Here is a 23,117-nt window from a genome sequence, read left to right on the forward strand (position 1 = left end):
GACTGACACACCGCTTTCGCGAGCAGGCTCGCTCCCACAAGGGTTGCAGTATTCAAGCCCTCGACTTCTCAGCATAGCGGCCAAGGCCCGCCGGACGGGAGCCGCGTTACATAGGCAAGCTGCCGGGTGGCCGGTATACTCCGGCGCAATTAACGCATTTTCAAGGATTTCGCCATGAAGCGCCTGATCTCTTCCCTTGCCGCGCTCGTTGCGGTTGCCTGCCTTGTGTCGGCCTGTGGTCAAAAAGGCCCGCTGTACCTGCCGGATGATAGCCAGGATCCTGCCGAGCAAGCCAAATCGTCGCAGCAGTCTCCGTCGAAAGCACACAAGCACGACGTCTACCAATAAGGGAACGCCATGGACGCTTTTAACTACCGTGACGGCGAGCTGTTCGCGGAAGGTGTTGCCCTGTCCGCCATCGCTGAACGCTTTGGCACGCCGACTTACGTCTACTCGCGCGCCCACATCGAAGCCCAATACCTGGCTTACGCCGATGCGCTGGCCGGGATGCCGCACCTGGTCTGCTTTGCGGTCAAGGCCAACTCCAACCTGGGTGTACTGAATGTCCTGGCACGTCTTGGCGCCGGTTTTGACATCGTCTCCCGTGGTGAGCTGGAACGTGTGCTGGCCGCTGGCGGCAGCGCCGACAAGATCGTGTTCTCCGGCGTCGGCAAGACCCGTGACGACATGCGTCGCGCCTTGGAAGTCGGCGTTCATTGCTTTAACGTCGAATCCACCGACGAGCTGGAACGCCTGCAAGTGGTCGCCGCCGAGCTGGGTGTTCGCGCGCCAATCTCATTGCGTGTGAACCCGGACGTCGATGCCGGCACGCACCCCTACATTTCCACCGGTCTCAAAGAGAACAAGTTCGGCATCGCCATTGCCGACGCCGAAGACGTGTACATCCGCGCTGCACAGCTGCCGAACCTGGAAGTGGTCGGTGTCGATTGCCACATCGGTTCGCAACTGACCACCCTGCCCCCATTCATCGATGCCCTCGACCGCCTGCTGGGCCTGGTCGACCGCCTCGGCGATTGCGGGATTTACCTGCGCCACATCGATCTCGGTGGTGGTTTGGGTGTGCGTTATCGCGATGAAGAGCCGCCATTGGCTGCCGACTACATCAAAGCCGTGCGCGAGCGTCTCGACGGGCGCGACCTGGCGCTGGTGTTCGAGCCGGGCCGCTTCATCGTGGCCAACGCCGGCGTGCTGCTGACTCAGGTCGAGTACCTCAAGCACACCGAACACAAAGACTTCGCCATCGTCGACGCGGCCATGAACGACCTGATCCGCCCGGCGCTGTATCAAGCCTGGATGGACGTTACCGCCGTGCGCCCACGCGCTACCGCTGCTCGCGCCTACGACATCGTCGGGCCGATCTGCGAGACCGGCGACTTCCTGGCCAAGGATCGTGAGCTGGCCCTGGAAGAAGGCGACCTGCTGGCCGTGCATTCGGCGGGTGCCTATGGGTTTGTCATGAGTTCCAACTACAACACCCGCGGCCGTGCCGCCGAAGTGTTGGTGGACGGTGATCAGGCAATTGAAGTGCGTCGCCGTGAGACGGTAGCCGAGTTGTTTGCTGGCGAAAGCCTGCTGCCGGAGTAAAACCATGCTGCTGCGTTTTACCAAGATGCACGGCCTGGGTAATGACTTCATGGTCCTCGACCTGGTCAGCCAGCACGCGCACATCCTGCCCAAGCACGCCAAGCAATGGGGCGATCGGCATACCGGCATCGGTTTCGACCAACTGCTGATCGTCGAAGCGCCGAGCAATCCGGACGTGGATTTCCGTTATCGGATTTTCAACTCCGACGGCTCCGAAGTGGAACAGTGTGGCAACGGCGCGCGCTGCTTCGCGCGCTTTGTGCTCGATAAGCGCCTGACCGCAAAACGGCAGATTCGTGTCGAGACCAAAAGCGGCATCATTGAGCTGGATATCCGCAGCGACGGCCAGATCGGCGTCAATATGGGCGCACCGCGCCTGGTGCCAGCCGACATTCCGTTCCAGGCACCGGAACAGGCCACGAGCTATTCGGTCGACGTCGACGGCACCCTTGTCGACCTCGCCGCCGTGTCCATGGGCAACCCCCATGCCGTGCTACGCGTGAACGACATCAACAACGCGCCGGTGCATGAACTGGGGCCGAAAATCGAACACCACCCGCGCTTCCCGGCGCGGGTCAATGTCGGTTTTCTCCAGGTCATCGACCGCAACCGCGCACAGCTGCGCGTCTGGGAGCGCGGGGCCGGGGAAACCCAGGCCTGCGGAACCGGCGCGTGCGCTGCCGCAGTGGCCGCGATCAGCCAGGGGTGGATGGATTCGCCGCTATTGATCGACCTGCCCGGCGGGCGTCTGTCCATTGAATGGGCAGGCCCTGGCCAACCGGTCTTGATGACCGGCCCGGCAGTCCGCGTATACGAAGGACAAGTGCGTCTTTGAGTGAGTCAAACCCATGACCGACAAGCCCCAGGTTCCCGCCCTACAGCCCGACGAATCCCCTTCCGAAAGCCTTGAGGCGGCGGCGATTGCCGCGTACCTGGAGGCTCATCCGGATTTCTTCGTCGAGCACGAAGAACTGCTCGCGGCCCTGCGTATTCCGCACCAGCGTGGCGACACCATTTCGCTGGTCGAGCGCCAGATGACCATCCTGCGCGACCGCAATATCGAGTTGCGTCATCGCCTCTCGCACTTGATGGACGTGGCCCGTGACAACGACCGCCTCTTCGACAAGACCCGTCGACTGATTCTCGCGCTGATGGACGCCACCAGCCTGGACGACGTGGTGATCAGCGTCGAAGACAGCCTGCGCCAGGACTTTCAGGTGCCTTTCGTCAGCCTGATCCTGCTGGGTGACAACCCGATGCCGGTAGGCCGTTGGGCGACTCACGCCGAGGCACAAACCGCGATCGGCGGCTTGCTCACCGAAGACAAAAGCGTCAGCGGCAGCCTGCGTGAGCATGAGCTGGACTTTCTGTTCGGTGAGGAGCAACGCAAGCAGATCGGCTCCACCGCCGTCGTCGCCATCAGCCATCAAGGCATCCACGGCGTCCTGGCTATCGCCAGCCGTGATCCGCAGCACTACAAGAGTTCGGTGGGCACCCTGTTCCTCAGCTACATTGCCGAAGTCATGGGCCGCGTGCTGCCACGGGTCAACAACTCCCTACGCTCGGTGCGCTGAGCATGGAACGGCAACTGGACGCTTACTGCGAACACTTGCGCAGTGAGCGGCAGGTGTCGCCCCACACGCTGTACGCCTACCGGCACGACCTCGACAAAGTGCTGGGTTGGTGCGTCAAACAGAACATCAGCAGCTGGGCTGCGCTGGATATCCAGCGCTTGCGCAGCCTGATCGCCCGCCTGCATTCACAAGGCCAATCGTCCCGCAGCCTGGCGCGGCTTCTGTCGGCAGTGCGCGGGCTTTATCACTACCTGAACCGCGAAGGCCTCTGCGACCACGACCCGGCCAACGGTCTGGCGCCGCCGAAGGGCGAACGTCGCCTGCCGAAAACCCTCGACACCGACCGCGCGCTGCAACTGCTTGAGGGCGCGGTGGAGGATGATTTTCTGGCTCGCCGGGATCAGGCGATTCTGGAGCTGTTCTACTCCTCTGGATTGCGTCTTTCGGAGCTGACAGGGCTCAATCTTGATCAGCTGGACCTGGCCGACGGCATGGTCCAGGTGCTCGGCAAAGGCAGCAAGACCCGACTGTTGCCGGTGGGCAAAAAAGCTCGCGAAGCATTGGAACTATGGCTGCCGCTGCGGGCCATGACCAACCCGACAGACGATGCAGTGTTTGTCAGCCAGCAAGGCCGGCGCCTCGGGCCCCGGACGATTCAGATGCGGGTCAAGGCCGCCGGCGAGCGCGAGCTGGGGCAGAACCTGCATCCACACATGCTGCGTCACTCCTTTGCCAGCCATTTGCTGGAGTCCTCGCAGGATCTGCGCGCCGTACAGGAACTGCTCGGCCACTCGGACATCAAGACCACCCAGATTTACACCCACCTGGATTTCCAGCACCTGGCGACGGTTTACGACAGCGCCCATCCACGGGCCAAACGCATTAAAGGCGATGATTCATGACTCTCCAATTGATCACCTTCGACCTCGACGACACCCTGTGGGACACCGCCCCGGTGATCGTCAGCGCCGAAGCCGTACTGCGTGAATGGCTGACCGAGCATGCGCCGAACCTGGGCGCGGTGCCGGTGGAGCATTTGTGGGCGATTCGCGAGCGAATCCTGAGCGTCGAGCCCGGGCTCAAGCACCGGATCAGCGCCCTGCGCCGACGGGTACTGTTCCATGCGCTGGAAGAGGCCGGTTACACGCACGAACAGGCGTCAGATCTGGCCGATCAGAGTTTTGAAGTGTTTCTGCATGCGCGGCACCAGATCGAGGTGTTCCCCGAAGTCGAGCCGACGCTGGAGATTCTGGCCAAGCACTACGCCCTGGGTGTTGTGACTAACGGCAACGCCGATGTGCGCCGGTTAGGCCTGGCGGATTACTTCAGGTTCGCCTTGTGCGCTGAAGACATTGGCATTGCCAAGCCGGATGCGCGGCTGTTTCACGAAGCATTGCATCGAGGTGGCGCGACGGCGCAGACAGCGGTGCATATCGGCGACCACCCTGGCGATGACATTGCCGGCGCGCAGCAGGCAGGGTTGCGAGCGATCTGGTTTAACCCGCAGGGTAAATTGTGGGAGGCGCAGAGGGCGCCGGATGCCGAAATTCGCAGCCTGACCGAGCTGCCGGCGTTGTTGGCGCGGTGGAATACGGCCAAAATTTGAGTTGTGCCCGAAAAGATCGCAGCCTTCGGCAGCTCCTACATTGGATTGTGTACACCTGTAGGAGCTGCCGAAGGCTGCGATCTTGTGATTTTGGCATCGCCCATGAAAAAGCCCGCAGCGACGGCGGGCTTCTTCAGCAAGCAAGCGGCAGGCTCAGATAGGCCGGCTACCGTACTTGTTGTCTGGCTTCTTGGGAGGATCGGCGACCACGTTGGCCTCCACTTCCTGCACCTTGCCGCCCTTGGCCAGGAATTCTTCCATGGCCCGCGCCAGAGCATCACGCTCCTTGTTTTTCGCTTCGACGCTCGGCAGCTCATCGACCGACACCGCAGCCTTGGCCTTGCCTTTGGCGGTCGGAACGGGCGTTTCACCGCCATCGTCTTCAGCGACGTCTTCCGCCGCTGCTTCCAGACCTTCTTCGGTTTCGTCGTCGCCTACTTCGAGGTCGTCGTTTTCCAGATCATCGTCGCTCATGTTCTACCTCATGACTTGCGAAAAGCAGATTAGTTATAGCCCAGCTTCACCGTCTGTCGACGGCTGCCGGAAAAAATTCAACGGCCATTGGTGACCAACGGCTTATGCCTCTTCACCGTGCACGGTGGCGAGGACTTTACGGGCACCGCCATGATCACGGTGCTCGCCCAGATAAACGCCTTGCCAGGTCCCTAACGCCAATCGGCCTGCCGAAATCGGCAAACTGAGCTGACAGCCAAGCACGCTGGCCTTGAAGTGCGCCGGGAGGTCGTCCAGGCCTTCGTCGTTATGCTCATAGCCGTCTGTTCCTTGTGGGATCAGACGATTGAAAAATCGTTCGAAGTCGCGACGTACCGCCGGATCGGCGTTCTCGTTGATGGTCAACGACGCCGAGGTATGCTGTAGCCACAAATGCAACAGACCGACCCGACACGCCTTGAGTTCAGGCAAGCCGGCGAGTAACTCGTCCGTTACCAGATGAAAGCCCCGGGGCCTTGCCCGCAGGGTAATCAGAGTCTGTTGCCACATACAGTTCTCCGCACGTTCGGGGCGCATTCTAGCGCGCTCAGGGAAAAAACAAAGGCCCTAATATTCCTGCAAGCGCGTAAGCCATTGACCGCAGAAATACGTCCGCCGTAAACGCCCCTAAAGCTGTAAGAAAAAACCTTTCAGCTGCACCTTCAATGATAAATCGCGGACAAAAAAATGCCCGGCAAGCCGGGCAAGTTTTTTATGCGCCTGCTTACAAGTTGTAGCCGCGTTCGTTGTGGAGTGCCAGGTCGATGCCGACTGCCTCTTCTTCTTCCGTGATACGCAGGCCCATGACAGCGTCCAGGACCTTGAGAATGATGAAGGTGACGATCGCGGTGTAGATCACCGTGAAGCCCACGCCTTTGCACTGAATCCAGACTTGTGCGGCGATGTCGGTGACGGTGCCGAAGCCACCCAGGGACGGTGCAGCGAACACACCGGTCAGGATCGCGCCGAGAATACCGCCGATGCCGTGCACACCGAAGGCGTCCAGGGAATCGTCATAGCCGAGTTTGCGTTTCAGGGTGGTGGCGCAGAAGAAGCACACCACGCCAGCAGCCAGGCCGATCACCAGGGCGCCCATCGGGCCGACAGTGCCAGCGGCTGGAGTGATTGCAACCAGACCGGCCACAACACCCGAAGCGATACCCAGTGCGCTTGGTTTGCCGTGAGTGATCCACTCGGCAAACATCCAGCCCAGTGCAGCGGCGGCGGTTGCGATCTGGGTGACCAGCATCGCCATACCGGCTGTGCCGTTGGCCGCCGCGGCGGAACCGGCGTTGAAGCCGAACCAGCCTACCCACAACATCGCGGCGCCCATCAGGGTGTAACCGAGGTTGTGCGGTGCCATCGGGGTGGTCGGGAAGCCTTTGCGCTTGCCCAATACCAGGCAGGCAATCAGACCCGCCACACCGGCGTTGATGTGCACCACGGTGCCGCCGGCGAAGTCGAGCACGCCCCAGTCCCACAGCAGGCCGCCGTTACCGGACCACACCATGTGCGCAATCGGTGCGTAAACCAGGGTGAACCACACGCCCATGAAGATCAGCATGGCGGAGAACTTCATCCGCTCAGCGAAGGCACCGACGATCAGCGCAGGGGTAATGATGGCGAAAGTCATCTGGAAGGTGACGAACACCGCCTCAGGGAACAATGCCGCTGGCCCGGTCAGGCTGGCTGGCGTGATGCCGGCGAGAAACGCCTTGCCCATGCTGCCAAAGAACGAGTTGAAGTTGACGACGCCCTGTTCCATCCCGGTGGTGTCAAACGCGATGCTGTAGCCATAAATGACCCACAGGACGCTGATCAGACCGGTAATGGCGAAGCACTGCATCATCACGGAAAGAATGTTTTTCGACCGAACCATGCCGCCGTAGAACAGCGCGAGGCCGGGAATGGTCATGAACAGCACAAGGGCTGTCGAGGTCATCATCCAGGCGGTGTCGCCGGAATTGAGGACTGGGGCCGCCACTTCGTCTGCCGCCATAGCCAGGCTGGGCATTACGAGGGACAACAGGGCTCCTAGCCCTGCGAATTTACGCAGAGTCATATTGTTTTCTCCTGGGGCGTTGGGTTTGTGGCGGCTTAGATTGCGTCGGTATCGGTTTCGCCGGTACGGATGCGAATCGCCTGTTCCAGATTGACCACGAAGATCTTGCCGTCACCGATCTTGCCGGTATTGGCTGCCTTGGTTATCGCCTCGATAACCCGGTCAAGATCCTTGTCGTCAATGGCGACATCGATCTTCACCTTTGGCAGGAAATCGACCACGTATTCCGCGCCGCGATACAGCTCGGTGTGACCCTTCTGCCGACCGAAGCCTTTGACTTCAGTTACGGTAATGCCCTGCACGCCGATCTCGGACAGCGACTCGCGCACGTCGTCCAGTTTGAACGGCTTGATGATGGCAGTGACTAGCTTCATGAAAACTCTCTCCCGAATTGGTGGACTTGCCCCAGGAAAACAAACCCGACTCAAGTCTAAGCGCAGTGCCTGGCTTTGTAACGCATCGTCGGCCTTACCTGCCCGTCCGACGCCAGCTAACCGCTCCGTACGAAACACTTCCCCGTTTCGCTTGGCGCACTGCATTCGTCACAGCGACTGCATCAGTGCATGGGTCACTAGGTACATAGCAGAAAGCTTGCCATCTCCACAAAACTCCCTGTTATCAAGCCCTTGGCCGTAGATGCCAAGCACATCACCGCAACACCCGACGCGTTACGCACAACAACGGTGCGATGCCGTCCGTCCCCATGCGCGAAAAGCGTGCGCCTGCGGCAGGCGAGATTGACTATAGACACTGCGTGATACACTGCCCGCCATTGTTTCCAGGACATTTCCCATGCTCGCGCCCAAAGACTTCCTCGACGCCCTGAGCGGCACCGCCTCCCGCCTCTTCAGCGGCGACACTCCACTGCCGAAAAGCGAAATCGAAAGCCAGTTCAAGGCGTTGCTGCAAAGTGGGTTCAGCAAGCTGGATCTGGTGAGCCGGGAAGAGTTTGATAGTCAGATGGTTGTGCTCGCACGCACCCGCGCTCGGTTGGAAAGCCTTGAGGCAAAAGTGGCGGAGCTGGAAGCGAAACTGAATCCGCCAACCGAATAACGCAACAATTCCTCAATGAAATGCGATTCCCTGTGGGAGCGGGCTTGCCCGCGAATGGAGTCGCCTCGGTCTACCAACCATCCCGCACTGGACAGACCAACCCTGTAGGAGCTGCCGAAGGCTGCGATCTTTTGATCTTCAACCCCGCAATAATCCCGGCAACGTCCTACAAGAAAACCACCGCCGTCCCATTGCGCCGCAATGCTCTGGTTCCTAAGCTCACCCAATGCTGAATGTTCAGCACTGGGTTTGGCGACCTGGACCGCATCCGACGCACCGCGACCACGTTCGAACCAGGGATTTTTCCCATCTCGAATTATGGCGGCTATGCGTGGGAGACTTTCGGGTCTGCCGGTTTTTCCGGATGCACCGGTTCGCCAACCCGCGCATAGCTGCCACCCTTTTCGTTTGGCGACGATCAGAGGCAGTTTTCTTCATTCGAATCCGAGAACTGCTCAATGGACGAAAATTATCTGATACCTCACATCTTCACCCGCCACAACCTCCACCTCCACGCCCTCCTCCTGGAAAATCAACCCTGGTTCAGCGCCCGCGACCTAGGCCGATTGCTTCGCCTCTATCTCGATGAATGCGCCGTCCGCAAGCTCGATCCAGACCAGCGCCAATCCACACGAATGCTCATCCACGGCAGCATCGAAAACACCCTGCTGATCAGCGAATCCGGCGTCTACGCATTATTGGTCTATCACTACTGCCCCGAATACCGCGGCCTGCGCGAATGGCTGACTCACGAAGTAGTCCCAGCCTTGAGAGACGCCCAGCAACCCACCTCAACCGAACGCCCGATCCTGAGCCTTCTGAACTGGCCGGAGATGTCACTGAGCTTGCTGCACTGGAACAACCAGCCGTGGATTCGGTTGCAGGATGTTCCGCAAATGCTGCCGAGTGGGGAACTTCACCGACGCCCTTCATCCATTTCGGACCGGTCTTACAAAAACCAGCTCTCGTAACCCCAAACAACCAATGCCAGCCCCGGCGCAACCTTTGTAGTAGCTGCCGAAGGCTGCGTTCGGCTGCGCAGCAGTCGTAAAATCAAACCACGCAGTACGTCAGGTGAACCGAGCAATTCGGATTCACGACTGCTGCGCAGCCGAACGCAGCCTTCGGCAGCTGCTACAGAACGCGTTACGGCTTCGGCCAGCAACATTCTGCGAAAGTTTTGCGCCTGAATTACCAAGCTCAAGCGCCACTCCACAACTACCCTTCAAAAACCGCAGGAAGCGGCTCTCGCCTACTCAAGGAACGACCATGTCCCTCTCCATCGTCCACAGCCGTGCCCAAATCGGCGTGGATGCGCCCGCCGTCACTGTCGAAGTCCACTTGGCCAACGGCTTGCCCTCACTGACCATGGTCGGTTTACCCGAAGCGGCAGTAAAGGAAAGCAAAGACCGGGTACGCAGCGCGATCATCAATTCAGGGCTGCAATTTCCAGCGCGGCGGATCACGTTGAATCTCGCTCCCGCGGATTTGCCGAAGGACGGCGGGCGGTTTGATTTGGCGATTGCATTGGGGATTCTCTCAGCCAGCGTGCAGGTCCCGACGCTCACGCTGGATGATGTGGAGTGTCTAGGAGAGTTGGCGCTGTCAGGCGCGGTACGTGCCGTGAGAGGCGTGTTACCGGCGGCACTGGCGGCGCGCAACGCCGGGCGTGCATTGATGGTGCCGCGGGCGAATGCCGAGGAGGCGTGCCTGGCGTCGGGGCTGAAGGTGATTGCCGTGGATCATTTGCTGGAGGCGGTTGCGCACTTTAATGGGCATACACCGGTTGCGCCCTACGTTTCCAATGGTTTGCTCTACGCCAGCAAACCCTATCCCGACTTGAATGAAGTTCAGGGACAACTCTCGGCCAAGCGCGCATTACTGATCGCTGCGGCGGGCGCTCATAACCTGTTGTTCAGCGGACCGCCAGGGACAGGGAAAACACTGTTGGCGAGTCGTTTGCCGGGACTGCTTCCTCCCTTGGCCGAAAATGAAGCGCTGGAAGTCGCGGCCATTCAATCCGTCACCAGTTGCACCCCGTTGAGCCACTGGCCACAGCGTCCTTTCCGCCAGCCCCACCACTCCGCCTCCGGCCCGGCTCTGGTGGGTGGCGGCTCACAACCACGCCCCGGAGAAATCACCCTCGCCCATCACGGCGTGCTGTTCCTCGATGAACTTCCGGAATTTGATCGAAAGGTATTGGAGGTTTTGAGAGAGCCATTGGAGTCGGGCTGTATCGTGATTTCCCGCGCCAAAGACCGCGTACGCTTCCCGGCGCGTTTTCAATTGGTGGCGGCGATGAATCCCTGCCCCTGTGGATATCTTGGCGAACCCATCGGCAAATGCAGTTGTACGCCAGACATGGTTCAACGCTATCGCAACAAACTGTCGGGACCATTGCTGGATCGTATCGACCTGCACCTGACCGTTCCCCGTGAAGCCACGGCGTTGAATCCCACACCGAAACCCGGTGACGACACGGCCACCGCCGCCGTTCTGGTGGCGAACGCACGAGAGCGACAACAAAAACGCCAGGGCTGCGCGAACGCATTCCTTGATCTGCCGGGTCTGCGTCGCCACTGCAAGTTATCCACAACCGACGAAACCTGGCTGGAAACCGCCTGCGAGCGTTTGACCTTGTCACTACGGGCGGCCCATCGACTGCTCAAAGTCGCGCGGACCTTGGCGGACCTTGAGCAAGTCGATGGCATCACCCGTGAACATCTGGCCGAAGCGCTGCAGTATCGGCCGAGCGCCAATTGATCGGTTTACTCCTTGGTAAGGTCCACCAACGGTGCCTGCCGCACCTCAGTTTCTTGCCCACCCTGAATATCTTTCACCCGATTCAGCGCCTTATCCACAGCCCCTTTGTCCGCCAGCAAGCTGTAGCTGATCTGAAACTGCTTCTGTTCTTTAGCTCCAATCGTCGGCACCAGATTCAGCGGACGTTGATACCGGCGGTTGTAGGAAAAACTCGTCCCTGGCTCAAGACCGGTGACATAACCCTGCCCTTGGGTATCGGTGTTTTTCCACAGCGAGAAAACCGGCAACTGCTGAGTATTAAAACCAACCGATACCCCAAGGCTGCCCGCCTTGTTATGCAGCACGGTCAGTGTGTCACCCTTGGCATCGGCATAAGGCACGACGTTGTAAACCGTCTCGTCGTAATCCTTGGTCGGCGCGCGATACGTTTGCCAGTCCGGCAGATCACCCTTGGCCTTGTCGTTGAACGGCGACACCTGTTTAACCGGCGCAACAAACCGCGCGCCCTGCTCCAGGAACGGAGTACTGAAGTTGCTGTGATACAGCGCCTGATACTCCTTCGGATAGTCGCCGTTGTTGGTCAGCGTGTCGTTGAGGGCAAACGCTACGCTGCCAGGCTCGGTGACGAGTTCCGTCATCACCGAGAAGTCGACTTTCTTGAACGCCTGTTCTTTCAGCTCGCCGCGCAGGCTGATGGCGTAGGGCGGTTTCTCGTCAATGTGCAAGGTGACTTTGCTGGCCGGGATGTTGGCGGCGCGGCCGTGCAAGGTCAGCAGCTCGCCGTTGTCCATGCCGGGGTGGCCAACCCATTCGTAGCCGCAGCGGGCGACCAGTTCGTTGAAGCCTTCGAGCCAACCCAGGCCACCGCGGCCGTTGAGTTCGATGAAGGACGGATTGACCACGTCCTTGACCGGCGAATCCCAGCCCATGCGCACATTGCCTACCGACGCTTGCAGGACGTTCATCCCGCGAGTTGGCACTACCGAGAGTTTCAGGGTGCCGTTATCGATGTCGACAATGCTGACGCCCTCCTGCCGACCGCCATGCAAAGCGCGCAGGGTCACGGAGAAGGGTTTGTCGGTTTTCACGCCGAGTTGCTGACTGGTGATTTGCCAGTTCTGAGCGGCTTTGTCGGTGTCGAGCAGCACGTAATCCCAGGCCATGGCGTGGGAAGCAGCGGTCAGTGCGCCGAGGGTTATGACGAGTTTGAGCGGGGTCATGATGGGAGCCTTTCTTGGAGTTGTGCAGATTTTATAGTCTTGCTGAAACGATTCATCAAGCTTAAAAATCACTACATCAAAGGCAAATAGATAGTGATGTGGGTTTGGGGTTAAAACCGGGGAGTTCAGTCGATGCCATCGCGAGCAAGCCCGCTCTCATCCTAATCCCTGCCCAAGACACCAGCGGGCTTGCTCGCGATGGCTATTTCAAAGGCACCTCAACGAAACCGGTCAACCTCATGCCGCAAATCCGCCGCGAGTTTTTCCAGCTCTTTGGCGGTGATGGCCAGATTGGAAACAACCTCCCGTTGCTCGCTGTTCGCCAGGGCAATGCTTTGCAGATTGCTGCTGAGCAAGGTCGCGGTGCTGCTCTGCTCTTGAGTCGCCGTAGTGATCGCAGCGAATTGCTGGCCCGCAGAACGGCTCTGCTCATCGATCCGCGCCAGCGCCGAAGCGACGTTGGCATTGCGCGACAAGCCTTCCTGCATCAGCACATTGCCCTGTTCCATGGTGCTGATGGCATTGCCGGTTTCCTGCTGGATGCTTTGAATCATCCCGGAAATTTCATCCGTGGCCTGACGCGTACGCGAAGCCAGGTTGCGAACCTCATCGGCGACCACGGCAAAACCACGACCCTGCTCACCGGCGCGGGCGGCTTCGATGGCGGCGTTCAGCGCCAGCAGGTTGGTCTGCTCGGCAATCGACGTAATCACGCCGACGATGCCACCGATCTCCTGAGAGCGTTGGCCCAAGGTATTGATTACCGTCGCGGTGCTGTTCAGTGCACCGGCGATTTGCTCCAGCGACGAAGACGCTTCGTCCATAGACGTACGACCGATCTGGGTTTGCTGTGCGTTTTCCTGCGCCAGGCGCTGGGTGTTACCCATGTTGTCGGCAATGTTCAGGGACGTGGCGCTGAATTCTTCCACGGCGCCGGCCATGCTGGTGATTTCGCCCGACTGCTGCTCCATCCCCTCATAGGCACCACCGGACAAGCCGGACAAGGCCTGGGCACGGCTGTTGACCTCTGCCGAAGCTTTGCGAATGTGCTCGACCATGGTCGACAACGCTTGGCTCATCTGGTTGAACGCACGGGCCAGTTGACCGATCTCGTCGTTACTCGACACGTTCAGCCGCACGCTCAAATCACCGGCACCCAAGGCTTCGGCCTGACGCACCAGATCACCCAGCGGCGCGAGCTTGCTGCGCAACAGCCAGACCGCAGAACCCACCGCGATCAACATCGCCAGCAAACTGCCAATGGCCAACTGAATGCCGACACTCCAGGTCACAGCGCTGATTTCAGCTTGCGGCATGCTCGCCACGACCGACCATGGGCCGCCGTCGAACGGCACCGCCACGCTGTAGAAATCTTCGGATTTGTCGCTCCAGAAATCGCCTTTGCCCGGGGTTTTCGCCAGGCTGACAATGGCCGGAATCGCTTGATCCAGTGCCTGTACCCCAGCCGGTGGCACCAACCATTTGCTCTGCTCATCGAGCAATGCCAGGGAACCGGTCTGGCCGATGCGGAAGCGCTTGAGGTTGGCGAACTGCGCGTTCTGCGCGTCGGTGTAATCGAATCCTACGAACAGTACGGCGATTACCTTACCGCCGCTGTCGCGTACGGGGGTGTACTGGGTCATGTAGGAACGTTCGAAAAGTAACGCGCGACCGACGTAGCTCTGCCCTGCTATCAGGCGTGCATAGGCCGGGTGTGCGTGATCGAGCAATGTGCCGATGGCGCGGGTGCCATCCTGTTTGCTCAGGGAGGTGCTGACCCGAATAAAATCTTCGCCGTTGCGCACAAACAACGTGGCGACGCCGGCGGTCATTTGCTTGAACTCGTCCACTTCCTTGAAATTGTTGTTCAGCACTTCACTGCCCAAGTGCAGGCCAGGCGTCTGCACACCCGCCACCGCCACCGGCTCGTCCGGGTGCAACGTCAGGCCGGCGCTGAAGCGTTTCTCGAACAGACCGCTCAGGCGCTGGGTGCTTTCACGCAGCGTGCCGTGAAAGGTGCTCAACTGATCAGCCAGCAATCGGGCTTCACTGGCCAGGTGCTCTTCGCGGGTGGCCAGGTTGGCACTGTCCAGCGAGCGCAGGGCGAACACGGTACTGCCGCTGATGACAATCGCCAAAATCACGGCAAGCGCAAGACCAAGCTGTGAGGCAATCCGGGCACGGGGTTGAGACATGACAGCTCCTGGCCGAACCACCTGATCCTTCTCGATCGGCTGCTCAGCAAATTTCAAAAATGGGAAAAACGTCGAACCTGCACGAAGGTTCCACCTGCAGATTTTCGGCGGCAAACCTGAATACTTGAGTAATTAGCCGGGGTATGGCTCAAGGCCGTCATTGCACGGCTCTATCGATTCAGCCCAAGTGCTCGACATCCGGTAATTCCATGGCCCGGACTTCGCTTTGCAGGAAATCACTAAGGCGGCGCAAACGTTCACCTCCGGGGCGTGTTTTCGGCCAGACGAGGTAATAATTCTCACCGCTGGCGACGGCGGTCGGCCACGGCAAACTCAGGCGTCCCTGCGCCACATCCTCTGCCACCATCAGCAAATCACCCATCGATACGCCATAACCCCGGGCGGCGGCGATCATGCCCAGTTCCAGGGTGTCGAACACCTGACCGCCCTTGAGTGACACCTGGTCCGACAGCCCCATGCGCTCCAGCCAACTGCGCCAGTCTCGACGATCCGGTGTCGGATGCAACAATTCGGTGGCGGCCAGGCGAGCGACATCCCATGGCTGATCCTTGGGAAGATTGGGTGCACCCACCGGAATCAGCTCTTCCGGAAACAGCAAGGTCGCCTCCCAGTCAGGCGGGAAGTTTCCGTTACTGAGAATCACGGCACAATCGAACGGTTCGTGGTTGAAGTCCACTGAGTCGATGTCCATCCAGGCGCTGGTCAACTGCACTTCATTGCCCGGCTGCAAATGGCGAAAGCGACTGAGGCGCGCCAGCAGCCAGCGCATGGTCAGGGTGGACGGGGCCTTCATGCGCAGGATGTCATCTTCGGCGCGCAAGGTATTGCAAGCCCGCTCCAGCGCGGTGAAGCCTTCGCGTATACCCGGCAGGATCAACCGAGCCGACTCGGTCAGTTGCAGGTTGCGCCCGCTGCGATGAAACAGCCGACAGGCGAAATGCTCTTCGAGCGTACGAATATGCCGACTGACCGCACTCTGAGTGATCGACAGCTCTTCGGCGGCGCGGGTAAACGAACTATGACGCGCCGCCGCTTCGAAGGCTCGAAGGGCATATAAGGGAGGAAGACGACGAGACATCAGGAAGGCTCCTACAGCGCAATGCGCCAACTTATCAGAAACTCCTCTGGATGAGTTTTAATCATGCAACCCATCCTTTTTATCCCTTTGTGCAAACCCCGTAGAGCGCCGAGAATCGACGCTTTCCTGTTCTCTTTGATAATCGAGCGTGATGACCATGCAGCATCCAGCGCGTATTGAACTCTGGGCCATCCTGCGGCTGGCGGGGCCGTTGATTGCCTCGCAGTTGGCGCACATGCTGATGGTCCTCACCGACACCTTGATGATGGCGCGCCTGAGTCCCGAGGCGCTGGCCGGTGGCGGGCTGGGCGCGGCGACTTACTCGTTCGTATCGATCTTCTGCATTGGCGTGATTGCGGCGGTCGGCACGCTGGTGGCAATCCGTCAGGGCGCCGGCGACATCGTTGGCGCCGCACGACTGACCCAAGCGGGGTTGTGGCTGGCGTGGTTGATGGCGCTGGTAGCCGGGCTGCTGTTGTGGAACCTCAAACCGGTCTTGCTGTTGTTCGGCCAGACCGAAACCAACGTCCACGCAGCCGGGCAATTCCTGCTGATTCTGCCGTTTGCCCTGCCCGGCTACCTGAGCTTCATGGCCCTGCGCGGTTTCACCAGCGCCATTGGCCGCGCAACGCCGGTGATGGTCATCAGCCTCGGCGGCACAGTGGCCAACTTCCTGCTCAACTATGCGTTGATCACCGGCATGTTCGGCCTGCCGAAAATGGGCCTGGTGGGCATCGGGTTCGTCACGGCGATTGTCGCCAACTGCATGGCCCTTGCGCTGGCCTGGCACATTCGCCGGCATCCGGCCTACGACGCCTATCCACTGCGCCAGGGCCTGTCACGGCCCAACCGGCGGTATTTGAAAGAGCTTTGGCGTCTGGGCCTGCCGATTGGCGGCACTTACGCGGTCGAAGTCGGGCTGTTCGCGTTCGCGGCGCTGTGCATGGGCACCATGGGCAGTACGCAACTGGGCGCGCATCAGATTGCCCTGCAAATCGTCTCGGTGGCGTTCATGGTCCCAGCGGGGATTTCCTACGCGATCACCATGCGCATCGGCCAGCACTACGGTGCCGGTCAGCTGCTTGATGCGCGGCTGGCCGGACGGGTCGGGATCGCTTTCGGGGCGGCGTCGATGCTCGCCTTCGCCATGGTCTTCTGGCTGCTGCCGAATCAGTTGATCGGTTTGTTCCTCGATCAAAACGACCCGGCGTTTCGTGACGTCATCAATCTGGCTGTGAGCCTGCTGGCGGTGGCCGCGTGGTTCGAGCTGTTCGACGGTACCCAAACCATCGCCATGGGCTGCATTCGCGGGCTCAAGGATGCCAAGACCACGTTTCTGGTGGGGTTGGGTTGTTATTGGTTGATTGGTGCGCCAGCCGCATGGTGGATGGCCTTCCATTTGAACTGGGGGCCAACGGGCGTCTGGTGGGGGTTGGCGCTGGGGTTGGCGTGCGCGGCGGTGAGTTTGACGCTGGCGTTTGAGTGGAAGATGAAGCGGATGATTCGGCGGGAGCCGTCACAGGCGAGTTTTCGGGTCGCACAAACGGATTAGGATCAAAAGATCGCAGCCTGCGGCAGCTCCTACAGAAATTGTGTAAGGAGCTGCCGCAGGCTGCGATCTTTTAAATGGCCTCCACAACTGCCTGCTGACTGCCGCCAAAGCTCAAATATTCAACCAGATCCACCAAAGGCAATGGCTTGCTGATCAAATACCCCTGCACCTGATCACAACCAAACCCGCGCAACAGATCCAGCTGCTCTGGCGTTTCCACGCCTTCGGCGACCACTTCCAGATTGAGGTTGTGCGCCAGGTTGATCATCGCGTGCACCAACTTGCGGTTTTCTTCACGCTCTTCCATGCCGCCGACAAAGCTCTTGTCGACCTTCAGCAACGCAATCGGCAGGCTATTGAGGTGCACGAACGAAGAGAATCCGGTGCCGAAATCGTCCAGGGAGAAGCGCACGCCCAGACGCCCGAGGGCATCCATGGTCTGCTTAACCAGATCGCTGCGGCGCATGACCGCGGTTTCGGTCAATTCGAATTCCAGCCATTGTGCCTCGACGCCGCGCTCGGTAATCAGGCGGCTCAGGGTCGAGAGTAACTGGCTGTCCTGGAACTGCCGGAACGAGAGGTTGATCGCCATGTGCAACGCCGGCAGGCCCAGTTCACGCAACGCCTGCATGTCCCGCAGGGCCCGGGAAATAACCCAGTAGCCGAGCGGCACGATCAAACCGCTTTGCTCGGCCAGCGGCACGAATTCACTCGGCGGCAGCAACCCGCGCTCGGCATGGCGCCAGCGCACCAGGGCTTCGAGGCCGACGATCTGCCCGTCCTCAAGGTTCAGTCGTGGTTGGTAGTGCAATTCCAGTTCATCGCGGCGCAAGGCCCGGCGCAGCTCGCTTTCGAGGTCGGCGATGCTGCGGGCGTTGCGATTGATGCGTTCGTTGAAGATGTGAAAAGTGCAGCCTTGCGTGCTCTTGGCCTGCTGCATGGCAATGTGCGCGTGCCACATCAGCGGGTCGGCACCGGCCTGGGCCCGGGCATGGGCAATGCCCAGGCTCGAACCGATCAACAGGCTTTCGCCGTCGACCCAATAGGGCTCGGCCAGGGCTTCGGTGATGCGTTCGGCCATCCACTCGGCGCGCTGAGGTGCGCGGCGGGTATCGATCAGCAAGGCAAATTCGTCGCTGCCCAGGCGCGCCAATTGATCGCTGGCCTCGAGCTGGCTTTTCAGCCGCGCGACCACTTGCAGGATCAAGCGGTCCCCAGCCTGGTGGCCGAGGGCATCGTTGGCGTGACGGAAGTTGTCGAGGTCCAGGTGACCGAGGGCGAGGCCACGGCCATCGTTATCCGCCAAACGCGCCGCGAGCAAAGTCTGGAAACCCTGCCGATTGGCGATGCCGGTCAGCGGGTCTTGCTCGGCCAGGCGTTGCAGGGTGTTTTCGAGCACGCCGCGCTCGCGGACATGGCGCAGGCAACGGCGCAGCATGCCGGGATCGAGCAGGTCGCGCACCAGCCAGTCACTCACCCCATCGGGTGGCGCCAGCGGTTCGTGTTCAAGCAGCAAAACCGTTGGCAAATTGCAACGGCCGGGCGCCGGCTGAAGGGCCGGGATCGTCAACAACACCGCGCTGCGGTTGTCTTCGAACAGAGTGCTGACCGACTCCCAGCTCGGAGCGCTGATGAGCACGGCCGAGCTCCCCATCGGAGCCAGACACTCGCGCAACAACGCTGCCCACGCCGGCTCTTCGGCCAGTAGCAGCAAACGCAAGGGTTCGACAGGCGTAGACAAGCTAGCTCCCTAGACTCTGCAATGATGTAGGCGGCGGGCATTATGCCGCGCCGGTAACCAATGACCAAATGACATCAGTTATCAAACGAGGCTTTTGTACCTGAAATTACGAACATTAGACGCAAACTCACCGCGCATCCTGCGTGAAAGTATCAAAACCGGCAAATATAGATAGCGTGTTGCGTCACAAGTCGGAGAGAGCAGCACAAATCGCTGAGCCTGTTAAAATGCCGGCCCATTTCGCAAACGACTCCCTGATTTCGTATGTCCCGACTCAATCCCCGGCAGCAAGAAGCCGTGAGCTACGTCGGCGGCCCTCTTTTGGTGCTCGCCGGCGCAGGCTCCGGCAAGACCAGTGTGATCACGCGCAAAATCGCGCACTTGATCCAGAACTGCGGCATTCGCGCCCAGTACATCGTCGCCATGACCTTTACCAACAAGGCTGCGCGCGAGATGAAGGAACGGGTCGGCACCCTGCTCAAGGGCGGCGAAGGCCGCGGCCTGACGGTGTGCACCTTCCACAACCTGGGCCTGAACATCATCCGCAAGGAACACGTGCGGCTGGGCTACAAACCGGGCTTCTCGATCTTCGACGAGACCGACGTCAAAGCCCTGATGACCGACATCATGCAGAAGGAATACGCGGGCGACGACGGCGTCGACGAGATCAAGAACATGATCGGCTCGTGGAAAAATGACCTGATCCTGCCGGCCGAAGCCCTGGAAAACGCGCGTAATCCCAAGGAACAGACCGCCGCCATCGTCTACACCCACTACCAGCGCACGCTCAAGGCGTTCAACGCGGTGGACTTCGACGACCTGATCCTGTTGCCGGTGAAGTTGTTCCAGGAACACGCCGACATCCTCGAAAAATGGCAGAACAAGGTCCGCTACCTGCTGGTGGACGAATACCAGGACACCAACGCCAGCCAGTATTTGCTGGTGAAATTGCTGATCGGCAAGCGCAACCAATTCACCGTGGTGGGCGACGATGACCAGTCGATCTACGCCTGGCGCGGCGCTCGTCCGGAAAACCTGATGCTGTTGAAGGACGACTACCCCTCGCTGAAAGTCGTCATGCTCGAGCAAAACTACCGCTCAACCAGCCGCATCCTGCGCTGCGCCAACGTGCTGATCTCAAATAACCCGCACGAATTCGAAAAGCAGCTGTGGAGTGAGATGGGCCATGGCGACGAAATCCGCGTGATCCGCTGCCGCAACGAAGACGCCGAAGCCGAACGCGTGGCCGTGGAACTGCTGACCCTGCACTTGCGCACCGACCGGCCGTACAGCGATTTCGCGATCCTGTATCGCGGTAACTACCAGGCCAAGCTGATCGAGCTGAAGCTGCAACACCATCAGATTCCTTACCGGCTTTCAGGCGGCAACAGCTTTTTCGGACGCCAGGAAGTGAAAGACCTGATGGCCTACTTCCGCCTGATCGTGAACCCGGACGACGACAACGCCTTCCTGCGGGTGATCAACGTCCCACGTCGGGAGATCGGCTCGACCACGCTGGAAAAGCTTGGCAACTACGCCACCGAACGCAAAATCTCGATGTACGCCGCCACCGACGAAATCGGCCTCGGCGAGCATCTGGATACGCGCTTCACCGATCGCCTGTCGCGCTTCAAGCGTTTCATGGACAAGGTCCGCGAGCAATGCGCCGGCGAAGACCCGATCTCGGCGCTGCGCAGCATGGTCATGGACATCGACTACGAGAACTGGTTGCGCACCAACAGCTCCAGCGACAAGGCCGCCGACTACCGCATGGGCAACGTCTGGTTCCTGATCGAGGCGTTGAAAAACACCCTCGAGAAAGACGAAGAAGGCGAGATGACCGTCGAAGACGCCATCGGCAAACTCGTCTTGCGCGACATGCTGGAACGGCAGCAGGAAGAGGAAGACGGCGCCGAAGGCGTGCAGATGATGACCTTGCACGCCTCCAAGGGCCTGGAATTTCCCTACGTGTTCATCATGGGCATGGAAGAGGAAATCCTTCCGCACCGCTCCAGCATCGAAGCCGACACCATCGAAGAAGAGCGCCGCCTGGCCTACGTCGGGATTACCCGCGCACGTCAGACCCTGGCCTTCACCTTCGCCGCCAAGCGCAAGCAATACGGCGAGATCATCGACTGCGCGCCGAGCCGCTTCCTCGATGAACTGCCGCCGGACGACCTGGCATGGGAAGGTACCGACGACACGCCGGTTGAAGTCAAAGCCGTTCGTGGCAATACCGCATTGGCGGATATACGCGCGATGTTAAAGCGCTAGAATCGGCTACTTTTTAACCGAACACTTTTTAACCGAGCCTGGGCGCACCCGGCGCCCGTAGAGGAAAGCTTCATGGAAGCACTGCACAAGAAAATTCGCGACGAAGGCATCGTGCTTTCCGATCAGGTCCTGAAAGTCGACGCCTTTCTGAACCACCAGATCGACCCGGCCCTGATGAAGCTGATCGGCGACGAGTTCGCCACGCTGTTCAAGGATTCGGGGATCACCAAGATCGTCACCATCGAAGCCTCGGGCATTGCCCCGGCGATCATGACCGGCCTGAACCTCGGCGTGCCGGTGATTTTCGCGCGCAAGCATCAGTCCCTGACCCTGACCGAAAACCTGCTGTCGGCGACCGTTTACTCGTTCACCAAGCAGACCGAAAGCACCGTGGCGATTTCCCCGCGCCACCTGACCAGCAGCGACCGCGTGCTGATCATCGATGACTTCCTGGCCAACGGTAAGGCGTCGCAAGCGCTGATCTCGATCATCAAACAAGCCGGCGCCACCGTGGCGGGCTTGGGTATCGTGATCGAGAAATCGTTCCAGGGTGGGCGTGCGGAGCTGGATGCGCAGGGTTATCGCGTTGAGTCGTTGGCTCGGGTGCAATCCCTGGCGGGCGGCGTTGTGACCTTCATCGAATAAATCAGCTGCACCGTTGTACCTGTGGGAGCGGGCTTGCTCGCGAAGGCGGTGTGTAAGTCGACATTATCGGTGACTTACACGGCCCCTTCGCGAGCGAGCCCGCTCCCACATTTGATCTTTGTTGGCTGTTACTTCGCGGTGACTTTGAGGCCAGTGAGCAGCAAGTGCTGAAACAAATCCTCTTTCAGCCCTTCGGGGCTGGTCAGCTGCATCCGCTCCAAATGTTCGGGAAATACTGAAGGCTCCAGCGCGTCCAGCTCAGCCTTGCCCAGCTCCAGAATCTCCGTCAGCTTGAACTTGCTCTTCAACCAGATCAGCGCCCGCAACACATCGCGCTCCACCCCGGTAAAATCACACCCCAGCGGATATTCCGGAAACAGGTTCGGGTGCCGCGCCTGGATGGCCTGTAAACGCTGCGGAATGTTGTCGGCGAACCGCGGGGCAATCCGGAAACACTTCGGCAATTTCCTCTCGTCTGCGTGGTTTTCACCATCGTCGGGCAAAAAACCCCGATGGGGATGAAATCCATCGGGGTTTTTCTGTGTTGCGCGTCAGCGGGTCTGACTTTGTTGCTTGGCGAAGATTGCCGCCATTTCCGGCTCATCCAGATGATCCAGCGCTCGCTCCACCAACAAATGCACCCCGTCGGCCATGCGACTGAGCGCCAGGGCTACGGAGCGGCGTGAGCCGTCCACATCGTCGGCGAGATCGGCAGCGATGGCGCTGATGGACAGCAGATCTTCCGAGGCGTTGGCGAGGAGGGTTTCGGTGTTGATGTCGGGGCAAACACTGAAGAGCTGGCCGCTGGGTTTGGGTGGCTTCGGTTCGGTGGGCGGGAAGTGATGGTCGAGGGCGCGCTCGGCGGCGTCGTTGAGTTTGTTTGAGTCGGGGCTTTCGTAGGGGGAGACCGGATCGGTTTCTGGTGGGTTGGGTGTGACTTTGAACATTTGGCTAACTCCTGAAATGGAGCCATTCACACGTCGCTTGTGCGCGGGTTAGCAGACCGGGGAGTTAGCAAACCGGCGCGCCCGAGGGCGCCCCACGCACAGCCACCATCAAGTTCAGGTTTCATTTACCTGACTGAAGGGGACGCTATGCACCTCACTAACAACCACGGGGCTGCTAAACCCGATCACTGACAATCAGTGACGAGAATCAAACTACCGACAGGCTCCGAGACGCACAAGCCGGCGGATTCTGGCGTAGCCGTAGGCAACGACGCAAGGTGTTGTAGCT

22 protein-coding genes and 1 pseudogene are annotated in these 23,117 nt (G+C 59.9%); 12 read left to right on the top strand and 11 right to left on the bottom strand.

Annotated elements, in window-relative coordinates:
• Positions 1-174 precede the first annotated feature (174 nt).
• The 6 genes from lptM to ACA052_RS28150 are packed head-to-tail and all read left to right on the top strand — an operon-like array spanning position 175 to position 4,785.
• Positions 175-348, top strand: a complete 174-nt coding sequence (gene lptM / locus ACA052_RS28125) for an LPS translocon maturation chaperone LptM (protein ID WP_007941283.1) — start codon at positions 175-177, stop codon at positions 346-348.
• Between the two features lie 9 nt (positions 349-357).
• A complete protein-coding gene (lysA, locus tag ACA052_RS28130; RefSeq protein ID WP_497647718.1) occupies positions 358-1,605 on the top strand; it encodes a diaminopimelate decarboxylase in 1,248 nt (415 codons plus the stop codon).
• 4 nt (positions 1,606-1,609) lie between these two features.
• Complete coding sequence (gene dapF, locus ACA052_RS28135) at positions 1,610-2,440, top strand: diaminopimelate epimerase (protein ID WP_497647719.1); 831 nt, start codon at positions 1,610-1,612, stop codon at positions 2,438-2,440.
• A gap of 13 nt (positions 2,441-2,453) precedes the next feature.
• A complete protein-coding gene (locus tag ACA052_RS28140; RefSeq protein WP_497647720.1) occupies positions 2,454-3,179 on the top strand; it encodes a DUF484 family protein in 726 nt (241 codons plus the stop codon).
• 2 nt (positions 3,180-3,181) lie between these two features.
• Positions 3,182-4,081: a tyrosine recombinase XerC gene (gene xerC / locus ACA052_RS28145; RefSeq protein WP_497647721.1), complete on the top strand. Its 900-nt coding sequence runs from the start codon at positions 3,182-3,184 to the stop codon at positions 4,079-4,081.
• A complete protein-coding gene (locus tag ACA052_RS28150; RefSeq protein ID WP_497647722.1) occupies positions 4,078-4,785 on the top strand; it encodes an HAD family hydrolase in 708 nt (235 codons plus the stop codon). The genes xerC and ACA052_RS28150 overlap by 4 nt, the downstream gene beginning before the upstream one ends.
• 153 nt (positions 4,786-4,938) lie before the next feature.
• On the opposite strand, the gene sutA is transcribed toward ACA052_RS28150, so the two are convergent.
• From sutA to glnK, 4 genes are all read right to left on the bottom strand, one after another.
• Positions 4,939-5,259 (bottom strand): dormancy-specific transcriptional regulator SutA, encoded by a 321-nt coding sequence (gene sutA, locus ACA052_RS28155; RefSeq protein WP_497647723.1) that lies wholly within the window; start codon positions 5,257-5,259, stop codon positions 4,939-4,941.
• Positions 5,260-5,361: 102 nt separating this feature from the next.
• Positions 5,362-5,787, bottom strand: a complete 426-nt coding sequence (locus ACA052_RS28160; protein ID WP_008015517.1) for a secondary thiamine-phosphate synthase enzyme YjbQ — start codon at positions 5,785-5,787, stop codon at positions 5,362-5,364.
• Between the two features lie 214 nt (positions 5,788-6,001).
• Positions 6,002-7,339 carry an ammonium transporter gene (locus tag ACA052_RS28165; protein WP_497647724.1) on the bottom strand — a complete coding sequence of 446 codons (1,338 nt, stop codon included), beginning with the start codon at positions 7,337-7,339 and terminating at the stop codon, positions 6,002-6,004.
• 35 nt (positions 7,340-7,374) lie between these two features.
• The gene (gene glnK, locus ACA052_RS28170) at positions 7,375-7,713 is read right to left on the bottom strand and encodes a P-II family nitrogen regulator (protein ID WP_002555808.1); all 339 of its coding nucleotides are present in this window, start codon (positions 7,711-7,713) and stop codon (positions 7,375-7,377) included.
• 418 nt (positions 7,714-8,131) lie between these two features.
• Here glnK and ACA052_RS28175 point away from each other — a divergent pair, with 418 nt between their 5' ends.
• Together ACA052_RS28175 and ACA052_RS28180 are read left to right on the top strand one after the other, a co-directional pair.
• A complete protein-coding gene (locus tag ACA052_RS28175; RefSeq protein ID WP_008007559.1) occupies positions 8,132-8,392 on the top strand; it encodes an accessory factor UbiK family protein in 261 nt (86 codons plus the stop codon).
• Between the two features lie 458 nt (positions 8,393-8,850).
• On the top strand, positions 8,851-9,363 hold the full coding sequence (locus tag ACA052_RS28180; protein WP_497647725.1) for a BRO-N domain-containing protein: 513 nt from the start codon (positions 8,851-8,853) through the stop codon (positions 9,361-9,363).
• Here ACA052_RS28180 and ACA052_RS28185 read toward each other — a convergent pair.
• Positions 9,342-9,596 carry a hypothetical protein gene (locus tag ACA052_RS28185; RefSeq protein WP_497647726.1) on the bottom strand — a complete coding sequence of 85 codons (255 nt, stop codon included), beginning with the start codon at positions 9,594-9,596 and terminating at the stop codon, positions 9,342-9,344. The genes ACA052_RS28180 and ACA052_RS28185 overlap by 22 nt on opposite strands.
• Before the next feature lie 65 nt (positions 9,597-9,661).
• On the opposite strand from ACA052_RS28185, the gene ACA052_RS28190 reads away from it, so the two are divergent.
• Positions 9,662-11,155, top strand: coding sequence for a YifB family Mg chelatase-like AAA ATPase (locus ACA052_RS28190; protein WP_497647727.1), 1,494 nt, complete (start codon positions 9,662-9,664; stop codon positions 11,153-11,155).
• Between the two features lie 5 nt (positions 11,156-11,160).
• Here ACA052_RS28190 and ACA052_RS28195 read toward each other — a convergent pair whose 3' ends face one another.
• The 3 genes from ACA052_RS28195 to ACA052_RS28205 form a co-directional block, all read right to left on the bottom strand.
• The gene (locus ACA052_RS28195; RefSeq protein WP_497647728.1) at positions 11,161-12,375 is read right to left on the bottom strand and encodes an aldose 1-epimerase family protein; all 1,215 of its coding nucleotides are present in this window, start codon (positions 12,373-12,375) and stop codon (positions 11,161-11,163) included.
• Between the two features lie 218 nt (positions 12,376-12,593).
• Positions 12,594-14,570, bottom strand: a complete 1,977-nt coding sequence (locus ACA052_RS28200) for a methyl-accepting chemotaxis protein (protein ID WP_497647729.1) — start codon at positions 14,568-14,570, stop codon at positions 12,594-12,596.
• A 178-nt stretch (positions 14,571-14,748) separates the two neighbouring features.
• Complete coding sequence (locus ACA052_RS28205; RefSeq protein ID WP_497647730.1) at positions 14,749-15,669, bottom strand: LysR substrate-binding domain-containing protein; 921 nt, start codon at positions 15,667-15,669, stop codon at positions 14,749-14,751.
• Positions 15,670-15,826: 157 nt separating this feature from the next.
• Here ACA052_RS28205 and ACA052_RS28210 point away from each other — a divergent pair, with 157 nt between their 5' ends.
• Positions 15,827-17,221: a NorM family multidrug efflux MATE transporter gene (locus ACA052_RS28210; RefSeq protein WP_497647731.1), complete on the top strand. Its 1,395-nt coding sequence runs from the start codon at positions 15,827-15,829 to the stop codon at positions 17,219-17,221.
• A 70-nt stretch (positions 17,222-17,291) separates the two neighbouring features.
• Here the strand turns inward: ACA052_RS28210 and ACA052_RS28215 are convergent, their stop codons facing one another.
• Positions 17,292-18,962, bottom strand: coding sequence for a putative bifunctional diguanylate cyclase/phosphodiesterase (locus ACA052_RS28215; RefSeq protein ID WP_497647732.1), 1,671 nt, complete (start codon positions 18,960-18,962; stop codon positions 17,292-17,294).
• 264 nt (positions 18,963-19,226) lie between these two features.
• Between ACA052_RS28215 and rep the strand changes: the two genes are divergently transcribed.
• Together rep and ACA052_RS28225 are read left to right on the top strand one after the other, a co-directional pair.
• Entirely contained in the window at positions 19,227-21,236 is a 2,010-nt protein-coding gene (rep, locus tag ACA052_RS28220; RefSeq protein ID WP_157710650.1) for a DNA helicase Rep, read from the top strand.
• A gap of 72 nt (positions 21,237-21,308) precedes the next feature.
• Positions 21,309-21,881 (top strand): xanthine phosphoribosyltransferase, encoded by a 573-nt coding sequence (locus tag ACA052_RS28225; protein WP_497647733.1) that lies wholly within the window; start codon positions 21,309-21,311, stop codon positions 21,879-21,881.
• Between the two features lie 128 nt (positions 21,882-22,009).
• Here the strand turns inward: ACA052_RS28225 and ACA052_RS28230 are convergent.
• Both ACA052_RS28230 and ACA052_RS28235 read right to left on the bottom strand, forming a co-directional pair.
• Positions 22,010-22,348, bottom strand: a pseudogene (locus tag ACA052_RS28230) (acetyl-CoA hydrolase); the annotation flags it as partial.
• Between the two features lie 84 nt (positions 22,349-22,432).
• On the bottom strand, positions 22,433-22,828 hold the full coding sequence (locus ACA052_RS28235) for a DUF6124 family protein (RefSeq protein ID WP_497647734.1): 396 nt from the start codon (positions 22,826-22,828) through the stop codon (positions 22,433-22,435).
• Positions 22,829-23,117: the final 289 nt, after the last annotated feature.

The sequence above is a fragment of the Pseudomonas sp. LBUM1644 genome (assembly GCF_059716195.1).

Coding starts and splice junctions, on each gene's coding strand:
- ACA052_RS28160 (WP_008015517.1), bottom strand. CDS start 5,787: ATGTGGCAACAGACTCTGATTACCCTGCGGGCAAGGCCCCGGGGCTTT.
- rep (WP_157710650.1), top strand. CDS start 19,227: ATGTCCCGACTCAATCCCCGGCAGCAAGAAGCCGTGAGCTACGTCGGC.
- ACA052_RS28165 (WP_497647724.1), bottom strand. CDS start 7,339: ATGACTCTGCGTAAATTCGCAGGGCTAGGAGCCCTGTTGTCCCTCGTA.
- ACA052_RS28235 (WP_497647734.1), bottom strand. CDS start 22,828: ATGTTCAAAGTCACACCCAACCCACCAGAAACCGATCCGGTCTCCCCC.
- ACA052_RS28225 (WP_497647733.1), top strand. CDS start 21,309: ATGGAAGCACTGCACAAGAAAATTCGCGACGAAGGCATCGTGCTTTCC.
- ACA052_RS28175 (WP_008007559.1), top strand. CDS start 8,132: ATGCTCGCGCCCAAAGACTTCCTCGACGCCCTGAGCGGCACCGCCTCC.
- lysA (WP_497647718.1), top strand. CDS start 358: ATGGACGCTTTTAACTACCGTGACGGCGAGCTGTTCGCGGAAGGTGTT.
- dapF (WP_497647719.1), top strand. CDS start 1,610: ATGCTGCTGCGTTTTACCAAGATGCACGGCCTGGGTAATGACTTCATG.
- ACA052_RS28195 (WP_497647728.1), bottom strand. CDS start 12,375: ATGACCCCGCTCAAACTCGTCATAACCCTCGGCGCACTGACCGCTGCT.
- lptM (WP_007941283.1), top strand. CDS start 175: ATGAAGCGCCTGATCTCTTCCCTTGCCGCGCTCGTTGCGGTTGCCTGC.
- ACA052_RS28200 (WP_497647729.1), bottom strand. CDS start 14,570: ATGTCTCAACCCCGTGCCCGGATTGCCTCACAGCTTGGTCTTGCGCTT.
- ACA052_RS28140 (WP_497647720.1), top strand. CDS start 2,454: ATGACCGACAAGCCCCAGGTTCCCGCCCTACAGCCCGACGAATCCCCT.
- glnK (WP_002555808.1), bottom strand. CDS start 7,713: ATGAAGCTAGTCACTGCCATCATCAAGCCGTTCAAACTGGACGACGTG.
- ACA052_RS28180 (WP_497647725.1), top strand. CDS start 8,851: ATGGACGAAAATTATCTGATACCTCACATCTTCACCCGCCACAACCTC.
- sutA (WP_497647723.1), bottom strand. CDS start 5,259: ATGAGCGACGATGATCTGGAAAACGACGACCTCGAAGTAGGCGACGAC.
- ACA052_RS28210 (WP_497647731.1), top strand. CDS start 15,827: ATGCAGCATCCAGCGCGTATTGAACTCTGGGCCATCCTGCGGCTGGCG.
- ACA052_RS28205 (WP_497647730.1), bottom strand. CDS start 15,669: ATGTCTCGTCGTCTTCCTCCCTTATATGCCCTTCGAGCCTTCGAAGCG.
- ACA052_RS28190 (WP_497647727.1), top strand. CDS start 9,662: ATGTCCCTCTCCATCGTCCACAGCCGTGCCCAAATCGGCGTGGATGCG.
- ACA052_RS28150 (WP_497647722.1), top strand. CDS start 4,078: ATGACTCTCCAATTGATCACCTTCGACCTCGACGACACCCTGTGGGAC.
- xerC (WP_497647721.1), top strand. CDS start 3,182: ATGGAACGGCAACTGGACGCTTACTGCGAACACTTGCGCAGTGAGCGG.